Below are 11,568 nucleotides of genomic sequence, written 5' to 3'. Positions count from 1 at the left end.
ACGAATTGGAGAGGACCATGCCCGAATACGACTACGAAGAGATGAAGAAGGAAGCCGAGCAGTACATCAAGTTCGAGAAGGACACGAAGAACCGAATCGCCTACATCACCTTCGATCGTCCGGAGGCGCAGAACTCCACCACGTTGGGAATGCGGCAGAACTACGCCGATCTGATCCACAAGTGCAACGTCGACGACGATGTCAAGGTCGTGGTGATCCGCGGCGAGGGCGAGGATTTCGGCAGCGGCGGGGACCTGCCCGAACAGCGCGGAATGCTCGAGAACCCCGGCATGCCGCTGTTGCATGAGCTTGCGATCAACGACGACGACGTCAAATACCCGCCAGGCGGCTCGTATCGGTACCTGTCCACCGTGACCGACTTCTACGCCAAGGCGCGCGCGGGGAACCGCCCGCTGCAGGAGCTGCGCAAGATCAGCATCATCGAAGCCAAGGGGTACTGCTACGGGTGGCACTTCTATCAGGCCGGCGACGCCGATTTGGTGATCGCCTCCGACGATACGCTTTTCGGGCATCCCGCCTTCCGCTATGTGGGTTGGGGCCCGCGCCTGTGGTGGTGGGCCGAGACGATGGGGCTGCGGAAGTTCTCCGAAATGCTGTTCACCGGGCGGCCGTTCAGCGCCAAAGAGATGTACGAGTGTGGCTTCGTCAACAGCGTGGTGCCCCGCGAAAAGCTCGAAGACGAAACGCTGAAGTACGCGATGGCGTGTTCCCGTTCTCGTCCCACCGACACCGTCGCGGTGCAGAAGACCTTCCTGGAGCTGTACAAGCAGCACAAGGGGGAGTACTTCGGGAGCCTGCTCACCGGGATGGTCGAGGGCATGCTGCCGCTGATCGCCAACGACCAGGAGAACGACGTCGACCTCACCGAGGGAACCTTCAGCAGGGGTCTCAACAACGTGGTGAAGGACAACGACATGAACTTTCCGCCGGAGTGGCGCCTGAGCCGCTCGGGGCGCAAGAAGCCCTGACACGCGCATGGCGGCTCTAGCCGGTATCCGGATCGTTGAGCTGGCCGAAACGGTCGCGGGGGAGTACTGCGGAAAACTGCTGGCCGACTTCGGCGCCGACGTGATCAAGGTCGAGGCGCCGGGGTGCGGCAGCCCCACCCGGGCGATGGCACCCGTCGTCGCTCGGGACGCCGGCCCCGAGGGCAGCGCACTGTTCGCCTACCTCAACACGAACAAGCGCTCCGTCGTTCTCGACGCCGACTCGACGCCGGGCGCCGAGCGTCTGGACCAGCTGATCGCCACCGCCGACGCGGTCATCGAAGACCGCGCCGCGGACTGGTCCGGGCGGCACCCCAACGTGGTGTTCTGCTCGATCACCCCCTACGGGCAGAATGCTGCCGCCGGGAATGCCCAGAGCATCAACGTCTTTCATGACAGCGGGTGGGGGTATCACACGCCCAGCCACGCCGATCCGGACAAGCCGCCGCTGCAGGGGCCGGGACGATTCCTGACCGACTACGAAGCGGGGCTGGACGCGGCTCTGTGTGTCGCGTCATCGCTGTTCGGGCGCCTGCACACCGGCCGGGGCGAGGAGATCGACATTTCCCAGCATGCCGTGCTGGTTTCCCGGGCCGACTGCATCCTGGGCCGATTCATCACCGGGGAGGTTCCCGCCGCGGGCGGCCGCGACGATTACGACCAGGCCGGCCCCGCATCGTTTTTCCCGTGCGCCGACGGCTACGTGTACCTGTACATGACCAGCCGCGCGCACTGGCTCGGCGTGAAGGAACTCCTCGGCCACCCGGAATGGCTCGACGCTTTCGACGAGGACTGGCTGGAGTTCTCCGTCACTGTCGACAAGGTCGCCGCTTTTCGGCGCGGGTTCGCCGCCTGGGTGCTCGGCGTGGCCAAGGACCGCGCGGCGGACAAAGCGCAGCGCCTGGGCGTGCCGTTGGTCCCGGTCAACGAGGCCGCGGATCTGCGCCGCTCGGCGCAATACCGCCACCGCGGTTTCTTCCAGAACGTCAGCCACCCCGCGCTGGGCGATGCGGCCTACCCCACCGTGCCGTACGCGCTCAGCGCATCCCCGGCCGAAATCACCTCCGCGGCACCGGCTCTCGGTCAGCACACCGCGCTATTCCTGGACCGCCCTCCTACCCGCCAGTCGTTGGTGGTCAAGTCGGCGCAGCTCAAGCCGCCCAGGGAGCCCCGCGGCGGACCGCTGCAAGGGGTGCGCGTCGTGGAGCTCACCAAGGTGTGGGCCGGCCCGTACGCCGGCAAACTGCTCGCGATGCTGGGCGCCGAAGTGATCAAGGTCGAAACCGCCGCCAACCCCGAGGAGATGCGCGCCTACGGCGGCACCGACCTCAATCACGCCCCTTACTTTTTGAGCATCAATCCCGAGATCCTCAGCGTGGATCTCGACATCAAGTCGGTCGAGGGCATGGCGCGGCTGCGCGAGCTGATCGCCCGCAGCGACATCGTGATCAACAACCTGCGCCCGGGTGCAATGGAGCGGCAGGGCCTGGCCTACGAGCAGCTGAAAGCGATCAAGCCCGACATCATCTCGGTGTCGATCAAGATGTGGGGGAACGACGGGCCGCTGGGGCATCAAACCGGTTACGCGCCATGCTTCGCCGCGCTCGCCGGGCTCGCGTCGCTGGTTGGCTACCCCGGTGGCCCCCCGCTCGGGACCAGCATGCGCTACGGCGATTCCACGGTCGGCGCGGCCGCCGCCTACGCTGCCGTAGTGGCATTGCTGCATCGCGACCTCAGCGGCGCGGGCCAATTCGTCGACGTGTCGGCCGTGGAAACACTCTCCTCGATGGTCGGCGACTGCCTGCTGGAACAAAGCCTCACCGGAAAACGGCTGGGGCCGAACGGCAACCGCCACGCCGATATGTGCCCGCACGGCTGCTACCCCTGCGCGGACGGCGCGTGGCTCGCGCTTGCCGTTTCCAGCGACGCCGAATTTCGCCGGCTGTGCGACGCGCTCGACGCCGGCGAGCTGGCCCTGGATCCGCGCTACGCCACGATGCACGCGCGACACCGTCATGCCGAAGCGCTGGACGCCGAGTTGGCGCGCCTCACCCGTAACCACGACGCCGAGGGGCTCGCGCACCGCCTGCGCGCGGCGGGGGTAGCGGCCAACAAGAGCGCCACCGCCCTCGATGTGATCGGCGATCAGCGACTGTGGGACCGCGAGCTGTACCGCTTCGTCAGCGATCACCGCGAAGGGCAGCGGCCGATCATCGGACCGTCCTGGCTGCTGGCGCGCTCCCCGGCCCGGATCGCACGCGGCGCACCGGACCTGGGCGAGGACACCGACTATGTGCTGCACGAGGTCCTCGGCGCCGGATCGCCCGCTGGGGGCGGCACATGACGGCGCTGCTGGCGGGCACCGCGGCCCTGGTGACCGGCGCCAGCAGCGGAATCGGCGCCGCGACGGCGAAGGCGCTGGCCGCACAGGGCGCCGCGGTGGGGCTCCTGGCCCGCCGAGCCGACCGGCTGGCCGAACTGAAGGACGACATCGAATCCGCAGGTGGCACCGCGCTGGTCGTGGCCGCCGACGTCACCGACGCCGAACAGGTATCGACCGCCGTTCAGGGCACCGTCGCGGAGTTCGGGCGGCTCGACACTGTGGTGAACAACGCCGGATTGATGCAATCCGCCCCCGCGGCCGAGGCGCGTCTGCAGGACTGGGATGACATGGTGGCCGTGAACGTGCAAGGCGTCCTCTACGTTACCCGCGCGGCGCTGCCACACCTGGTCGACGCCGCGGCCAGCGCACCGCGCGGGGTGGCCGATCTGGTCACCATCAGTTCCACCGCCGGATGGGTGTCCCGGCCCAACACCGCGGTCTATTCGCTGACCAAGTTCGGCGTGAACGCTTTCAGCGAGGCCGTGCGTCAGGAGGTGCTCGGTAAGCGGGTCCGCGTCGGAGTGGTCGGTCCCGGCACCGTCGACACCGAGATCTTCAGCCACCTGGCCGCACCGTCGCGGGAAGCCATCGAGCGCCAGACCGCCGGGATGGTCAAGCTGCGCCCCGAGGACATCGCCGATGCGGTCCTTTACATGGTGACGCGCGACCGACGGGTGTCCGTCAACCACATGTTGGTGCGCGCGGCCGAACAGACGTGGTGACGGACAAGGGGATTCACCGGCATGTGACCGGCGACCACTTGGGCCTGCCATTCCCAGCCGATCCCGCCGGCCTACGTGAGGGCGGGGCGCGGTTTCTCACCGACGCGTTTCAAGCCTCGGGGGCGCTCGGCGACGACAACAGGATCACGGGCATCACCGAGTTTCGTGAGGTCGCCGGCGGCAGCACCGGACGCAAGGCCGTGCTGTCGGTCCACTACGACCGGCCGCAGCCGGGTCTGCACACCGACCTGTTCGTCAAATTCTCCCGCGACTTCGACAACCCGATGCGCGACCGCGGGAGGACGCAGATGGAACCGGAGGTCCGGTTCGCGTCGCTGTCCCGGGCGCCGGGATTCCCCATCGCGGTACCCGCCGTGCAGTTCGCCGATTACCACCGCTCGACCGGCACCGGAATAGTCATCACCGAGCGAATCGCATTCGGCCACAACGGCATCGAGCGCCAATACCACAAGTGCCTCGACTACGACATGCCCGAGCAATTCGAGCACTATCGCGCGCTGCTCACCGCGCTGGCCCGCCTTGCCGGCGCCCACCGGGCGGGGCGCCTGCCATCGGTCCTGACGGCGCACTTTCCGCCGGACGTGCCTGCGGCGACGGTGGGGGAGAGAACGCCGCTGTGCCCGGACGCGCTGGACCGGAGGTTGGTCCAACTGACCGAATTCGTCCAGACCAATCCCGGCCTGGTGCCCGCGAATGTCGGGTCGCCACGGTTCCTTACCCGCCTACGCGAAGACGTTCCGCGGGTCGCGCAGCACGACCGGACGATCGCGCACCAGCTCGCCGCCGACTCCGACTACGTCGCGCTGTGCCACTGGAACGCTAACGTCGACAACGCCTGGTTTTGGCGCGGTGCCGACGGCGTGCTGCGCTGCGGCTTGCTCGACTGGGGGTGTGTCGGCCAGATGAACCTGGGCATGGCGATCTGGGGCGCCATGTCGGGTGCCGAAACCGACCTGTGGGACAGGCATTTCGACGAACTGCTGCGGTTGTTCGTCGCGGAGGTGGAACACTGCGGCGGCCCGCGCCTCCATCCGGGCCGCTTGCGTCGGCACACGCTGCTGTACGCGGCCGCGATGGGGGTCGCGTGGCTGCTGGATGTGCCGGCGTTGATTCGCAAGCGGTTCGGGGCCGACGCACCGAATAGCCGCATGGATCACCGGATCCGGGACGACGAGAGCGTGCGCGCGCCCCTGCAGATGCTGTCAAACCTGTTGAGCCTGTGGGAGCGTCACGACATAGGCGATTTGGCGGACGACGGGTCTTCGTCGTCGTAGCGCAGAAATCGTTCGGGGTGGTGGTAAGGGTTGGTTCGTGGTTGGCCGCGATTCCACGAAAAACTCTTTATAAGTGCTGTCAGTAGTCTTCAGTATTCTTGACGCGTGAGCGATGGCTTGGAGCATCCCATTGAAGACCTCCGTGAATCGGTGTTGCGGGTCGCGGACGTTCCTGAAGGCGGACAATTCTTCGGCCTGGGACCCGATGACGAGTGCCCATGCGGATCACTAGAGAAGGCGCACAACTGCCATCGCGCCAGCGATCACTCTTGGATCGCTCCACGCCCGCCTGCCCTACTAACTGACGAGCGGACCGGGTACGCGAACCCCGGCTGTTACGCCCGTCGCAGCAACGATTGCAGCGACGACCTCACGCTGGAGCACTATCTGACTGAAGACCTGCTCGAAGCCATCTCGGCCGATAAGAAAGTGGTCATGGTGGATGGAGCAGCGTGGATGGATAAGAACGTCAAACAGAAAGCCATCGGGATGAACTCGCTGGCGAAGCGGATGCTGTGCGGGCGACACAACCATGCACTTTCACCGTTGGACACGATGGCAACTGGTTTCTTTCATCACTTCCGCGCCGACCAGCTCGACGTTATGCGGTTCCAGGGGAACTACTTTCAGCGGGACCTCACCCTGATCAGCGGTCCGTACCTTGAACTGTGGTTGCTGAAAGTCATCTGGGGCGCGGTCGAGGCGGGTGCCGTGAAGGTGGAGGGCAAGCGGGCTTATCGGTTCCGCCTCGGCGTCTCTACACAGCAGCTCGCCGAAATTCTGTGGCGCGGAGCGGAATGGCCACCGCACTGGGGCATGTACGTGCTTCACAACCAGAACTGGGATCATCCCGTGCGACAGAACTCCGTCCAGCTTCGGCCCGCGAGCATGGGCAGCGAAATTCTGGCCGGCTTCATCCAGATCGCCGGGTTCGAATTTTTAATTTCCTTCGAGCTGCCCCCCGTCCCGCGCACTTACCGCCCCTGCGGGCTCACATTCCAGCGAAACGGATTTCCGAAGAGATGCTGGAAGATGTTCGCTTTCGCCTGGCCAGAAATTGGCCACCCCATCATCAACGTGGTCAGTGCCGTGCCACCAAACGTGAACTTCACGGAGCCTCCCAACGCGTACGCTGCGAGCCTCGCGAACCAGACCCTGCCCGGTTCGCTGAACATAACCAGCGGAGCGACGCCAGCCACGCCGGGTTAACACTCCTCAGGGGTAATCCTCTTCGAGTAAGGACCTCTGGAACTTTGACTTTGAGACCGCTCCTGGTGAAAATCTGGTTTGGAGACCGCAGCTTCCGACGAAGCTCCGTCGCTGGCCAAAGAGCAAACCTCAGTTGCTTATGTGGCCGCATCAGCATCAGGAGGGTTGTTGGCCGATTCCCGGTTCAATGGTCTTAGGGAGTGGTTTTTGGGTTTAGCCGATCCAACTTCACTTAAGTACAGCTTGACAGGCTGGTTCATCTTCGGCGTTGTCGTATCGTTAATCCCGCTTGGGTGCATCTCTTACCAACGCTGGGATAACGGAACACTGCAACACCTTTGGGATCTGTTCGATTTCCAGGTGCTCTCGGGTGGTGAGGTGATTATTACGTCGGTTGTGTTGGCAAGTGCTTCTGTAGGGGACCTCATGGTCCGGATCTGGCTCGTCCTGATAGACCGAAGCAGATCAATGCCCCACCCCGGCATTGCTTTCATAAATGTCGCAGCAGCGTTTTTATTTCTCATATGCGGAGCGTGGATATACGGAGAAATTGACACAAAAAACCATGAGGCCGGGGTCACGTCAACGCTGCTCGCAGCTCACAACGATTCTCGAGGTCAAATTGATAAAGATGCCGCTCACCTCAGGCATGTCGCGGATGTTTCGTTCTGCTCTCTTGGCCTCGCGTTGGTTCTCGGCGCAGGTAGCATCTGGCTTAGGGCAATGGAGGAAGGAACGGCTCTAGCTCTGAGGTCCAACATCCTTACGAATGATCCGACCCAGGCTCAGGCGGGAGCAACAGGCGCGCCTGGCCCGCATGAGGACGCGAATCAACGCGAGCAGGCATGATCGATGACTTAATTCCCGTAGCAGGCATGGTAGTAGGTGCCGGCCTGTCCGTTACGGCTGCTGCGATTGCGACCGTTCGTAGTAATCGCGTCAAGCGTTCGCTGAAGTCCCGGGACGCCAGCGCGGTACGTCAGCAACCTTCTCCGCCTCGTGGGTCGACTTCGTCGATTGGAACTTTGGAAGCCGAAGCATCGCCGCACGAACCACTTCCGCAGACTGAAGGGGCTCTACCTCCGGGCATGGCGGTCCCCTACTTTGGGTCGGTGCTCGAGACGATTTATTCGAAACTAAAGGAGCTCGCGGTATACGACCCGGCTTTCAGGCAAGGGATAACCATCTACGAAAGCGAGCTGAAACCCGACAGCATAACCGTTGTTTACGAACTCGCTTCTGACCAACAGCGCCTAGTCGAAAGCGCTGAAGACGATGGCTCTATAGGCAGCGGACTGCAATGGGAGTGGGAAATGCGACCGTCGGATTCACCTGAAGGGCCGGTAATTTTCCTGCGGTGGAGCCAGGTAAAACCTCGGAACCGGCCCTAAGGCAAACCCGCTACTGCGCTTGTGCGCACAGTCGGAGATCGTCGCCTCAAGTCATAAGGGGGGAACTTTACGGAAGTCTGCTCGATGCACCATGTGACGTGCGGGTTCGACGCAAATCGCCTGCAAACATGACGTCGGGGGAGACAGCAGATCGCTTACCGAGTCGCGACGAGGCGCGCCGCCGAGCGTTTCGCGCCCCTACCGGTCTCGACTGCACATCACGGGCAGCTTTCGGCCCCCACCGGGTGGGAGCGGTGGCGCGTTCGGGTAGATATCAGACATGAGCGATCTGAAGCTGTTCCGCATCGTCAACTCCAAGGCAGAGGAGTTGAAGGGCTCCGCGATGGAGCTTGAGCGTCACCTCCAGCACCTGATCGAGGCGAACATGGAGACGTTCTTCGGCGTCAAGTTCCTTGCGTCGGAATACTCCACCGGCCGGAAGCACAAGGGAAGGATCGACTCGATCGGCATAGACGAGAACAGATCGCCGGTCATCTTCGAGTACAAGCGGTCCAGGAATGAGAACGTCGTGAATCAGGGCTTGTTCTACCTGGACTGGCTGATGGACCACAAAGCCGAGTTCGAACTATTGGTCATGAAGTCGCTCCCCACCGAGAAGCTAGAGATCGACTGGAGGAATCCAAGGCTCCTCTGCATCGCCGGCGATTTCAATCAGTACGACGAGTATGCGGTGGAACAGATTCAGAGAAGCATCGAGTTGATTCGTTACCGCGACTTCGGCGGCGAGTTAATTGCCTTCGAACTTCTCACATCGACGACCAACCCTATGGCTGACGATGACGCAAGTGGCAGCTCCGCGCCGGCTCGTCCACGATCGCAGCAAGTGGAGAAGACAGCGGCACAACTGCTTGCGGAAGGTCAACCCGCATTTCTCGACTTATTCAGGGACCTCGACGCGTTGCTAGTAGGAATGGGCGACGACGTCACAAAGACCGAGAGGAAGTTCTACTTCGCATACCGAAGGATCAAGAACTTCGCCTGTGTCGAACTACATCCCTACTCGAACACACTCGTCGTCTACGCCAAAGTTGACCCAACGACTGTCGAGCTAGTCGATGGTTTCACGCGAGATATGAGCAAGATCGGTCACTACGGGACAGGCGATCTCGAGATTCGGATCACCGACAATGCGCAGCTAGCTCAGGCCGAGCCGCTTCTCGCGATGAGCTACGCCAACAGCTGACGTGCCCTGGGAGTGCAGAAGGGCTGCCGGACGGCCATTAGAGATGGTTGAAGTCAGGTTGTCCACATGAACAATGAGTATTCGATGTCTTCTGGCGTCGTTCCTTCCGGAAGCTCTTCTCGGAGCTGCGAAGCCCAGGCCGCGCATGCCTTCAGGTAGGCGACGTAGCGGTCGCCCCACCGGTTTGAATTAGCAGCCCGCTGACTGTCCCACCTGAGTTGCCTGAGTCCTTTCCACACGCGGCTGTCGAGGATCAGAGGAGTCCATGGAGTCTTCACGGTCGTGCCGACCACCCAGAGCCACTTCGTAAGGAATGGTGGACCAACACCGTCCAGTTGCGAGGCGCAATCGTATGCGCCTGCGATGTCGCTACTTTGCAGCAGGTTCCGCGCCTCACGAAGGGCCCTGAGCGCCGGCTTCTCCACACTGCTCAACGCCGCTTCTGTGTATCGCGGGCCGCGACCATTCGTCGTCCCTGACCCCCAAGCCATAGTCATCACAAACAGCTTTCGAACCTGATCGTCGTTCGGCCAATCCGTCTTAGCAGCGAGCTTGGCGAGGTCTGACCGATGGATCGATTGGGGAAGAGGCACGTCGGCCACCGAGCGGTACTTTGTCCACACACCTGGATTAACATTCGCCGGCAATTGCGTTGTCGCGGACCGTAGCTTCCCCTTCGGGAATTTGATCCCGAGCGTCGGATCACTCATGCTCATAGATCCACATCTCTACACGATGATGGTGACACACACCCAGCTTCTACGAGGTCGGTAAGCCGGTCACACTTAGGACGGCCGCCGGCCGCTCGACAGCCAGCAACCACCGCTCCTCGGCGACGAACTAGTCAAATTCCGGATCAGGTCGTCGTTAGCAAACCCCACGCGTAACGACAAACTCTCGCGCAAATGGATACGGCCGAACTTGCTAGTGTCCAGCAGGACAGCCGCGCCGGGCGCGATCTGCGTGGTTTGCAAGACGCTCACACCCCACAAGCTATCGGTGACGTCGCGGGTCGGGTCCGGCGCGATCAAATACCGGCCGTAGTTGTCCGTGGCTTTACGCATCGCGTACCACGTATTCGGGTGCAGCACAAGCACATTTGCCGCGGCCAGGGCTGGGCCGGTGCGCAGCGCGGCGATGCTGCTCTCAACAGCGTCCAAAGCTGTCTCGCCGGTAGCGACCGTGTGCGTCAGAATCCCACTCGTCGCGAGCAAGCCTACGGTGTGGCCGATTCGGTCGAGGTAGCCGCCTATTACGTGGTGCCGAAGCGCTGACCAACGCCGCCAAATATTCCCGACCCCCGAGGTGAAGGTCTGCGCAGAAATCAAAGACGACGATCTGTGCCTGTCGATTCAGGACGACGGCATCGGCGGAGCCGATTCCCGCAAAGGCTCCGGACTCATCGGGCTTACGGACCGCGTCGAAGTGCTAGGCGGTCACATGGAGGTCGTCAGTCCGTCGGGAATCGGCACGTCGCTGCACGTCACCATCCCACTCACCGGCTGAGTGCAAGGCCATCCGGTCGCTGGAGTCACGCGGACTGGTGGTCGTCACGGGCGACACCGGCAACTGGCGTGCCATCTGGGTGTTGTTCATCGCGCCAGCCGGCCCAGAAAGTCTTCAGGTGGTACCGACTGCGGAAAGAATACTCTCCCGAAGGCAACGGTGGCCCGCCTCAGGCAGCCGTAGCAACAACGCACAGGAGAGGCCCCCGCCAACCCACGGCGCGGGCCTCTTGCTGTGACCTATCCGGTGCTTGTCCGTCAGCAGTGAACGTGAGGAACAAGGGGCCGCCGAGGGGGTAAACAAGCTGGACCGGCTCCCGGCGCGGTGGCCGGTCCAACGCCCGGTGTGAGATTAATCGGACCGTTTTTCGTAACGCCGGGGGTGAGGTCAATCTGACCGGGACCAGTACCGAATGGGCTGTGGCCGTGGCCGCCGCCTCCGCCGCCGACGTGACCGCAGTAGTCTACGTCCGTAACGTCGTTAGAACAGGGCAGGGCTTGTGCGACGCCGGACCCGGCGCCGAGTCCGGCAAGCGCCAGACCGCCGAACGCCATCATGGTGGCGGGTATCGCGACAAACCTGCGCTTGATCAGTGGGTTTCCTTTTGGGTTGGTGTTCATGACTTCTCCTTATGTTGTGGTCGAGGGCACCTCGTGTTGGGCCGCGCATCCGATTCTGCGGCGAAGTCCTTGGGAAATCCTTGGGGAGGCTAGAGCCGACCGGCCGCGAAAGTCGCTGCCCCAGCGGCAAGGGAGGGGGTGGTCGATGTCGGCGAACTCGGCGGGAGGATCGCAGCCGGGGAAGCGACCTCGCCTACGACTCGGGTTGCCGCTGCGCCGAGTGCCGTGAAC

Annotated in this window: 9 protein-coding genes and 1 pseudogene; 8 read left to right on the top strand and 2 right to left on the bottom strand. The window is 63.1% G+C overall.

The window, feature by feature from the left end; all coding sequences use genetic code 11:
• Positions 1–17 precede the first annotated feature (17 nt).
• The 7 genes from A5764_RS16720 to A5764_RS16695 all read left to right on the top strand — a co-directional run bounded on the left by A5764_RS16720 (position 18) and on the right by A5764_RS16695 (position 9,211).
• Positions 18–989, top strand: a complete 972-nt coding sequence (locus A5764_RS16720) for an enoyl-CoA hydratase/isomerase family protein (protein WP_067114624.1) — start codon at positions 18–20, stop codon at positions 987–989.
• A 7-nt stretch (positions 990–996) separates the two neighbouring features.
• On the top strand, positions 997–3,351 hold the full coding sequence (locus tag A5764_RS16715) for a CaiB/BaiF CoA-transferase family protein (protein ID WP_067114623.1): 2,355 nt from the start codon (positions 997–999) through the stop codon (positions 3,349–3,351).
• Positions 3,348–4,112 (top strand): SDR family NAD(P)-dependent oxidoreductase, encoded by a 765-nt coding sequence (locus A5764_RS16710; RefSeq protein WP_067114622.1) that lies wholly within the window; start codon positions 3,348–3,350, stop codon positions 4,110–4,112. The genes A5764_RS16715 and A5764_RS16710 overlap by 4 nt, the downstream gene beginning before the upstream one ends.
• A 23-nt stretch (positions 4,113–4,135) precedes the next feature.
• Positions 4,136–5,407 (top strand): hypothetical protein, encoded by a 1,272-nt coding sequence (locus A5764_RS16705; protein ID WP_067114668.1) that lies wholly within the window; start codon positions 4,136–4,138, stop codon positions 5,405–5,407.
• 105 nt (positions 5,408–5,512) lie between these two features.
• A complete protein-coding gene (locus A5764_RS16700; RefSeq protein ID WP_231989731.1) occupies positions 5,513–6,616 on the top strand; it encodes a hypothetical protein in 1,104 nt (367 codons plus the stop codon).
• 78 nt (positions 6,617–6,694) lie between these two features.
• A complete protein-coding gene (locus A5764_RS28415) occupies positions 6,695–7,465 on the top strand; it encodes a hypothetical protein (RefSeq protein ID WP_156664726.1) in 771 nt (256 codons plus the stop codon).
• A gap of 822 nt (positions 7,466–8,287) precedes the next feature.
• Entirely contained in the window at positions 8,288–9,211 is a 924-nt protein-coding gene (locus A5764_RS16695) for a DUF5655 domain-containing protein (RefSeq protein ID WP_067114621.1), read from the top strand.
• 53 nt (positions 9,212–9,264) lie between these two features.
• On the opposite strand, the gene A5764_RS28410 is transcribed toward A5764_RS16695, so the two are convergent.
• Together A5764_RS28410 and A5764_RS16690 are read right to left on the bottom strand one after the other, a co-directional pair.
• Positions 9,265–9,921, bottom strand: coding sequence for a hypothetical protein (locus A5764_RS28410; RefSeq protein ID WP_156664725.1), 657 nt, complete (start codon positions 9,919–9,921; stop codon positions 9,265–9,267).
• Positions 9,922–9,996: 75 nt separating this feature from the next.
• On the bottom strand, positions 9,997–10,425 hold the full coding sequence (locus A5764_RS16690) for a phage major capsid protein (protein ID WP_067114620.1): 429 nt from the start codon (positions 10,423–10,425) through the stop codon (positions 9,997–9,999).
• A 15-nt stretch (positions 10,426–10,440) separates the two neighbouring features.
• Between A5764_RS16690 and A5764_RS16685 the strand changes: the two are divergent.
• Positions 10,441–10,717, top strand: a pseudogene (locus A5764_RS16685) (sensor histidine kinase); the annotation flags it as partial.
• Between the last annotated feature and the right edge of the window lie 851 nt (positions 10,718–11,568).

It is taken from the genome of Mycobacterium sp. 852002-51057_SCH5723018, assembly GCF_001667035.1.
Lineage (GTDB): Bacteria > Actinomycetota > Actinomycetes > Mycobacteriales > Mycobacteriaceae > Mycobacterium.
Note: the sequence above shows the minus strand (reverse complement) of the source record. Positions and strands in the feature narration are given on the sequence as shown.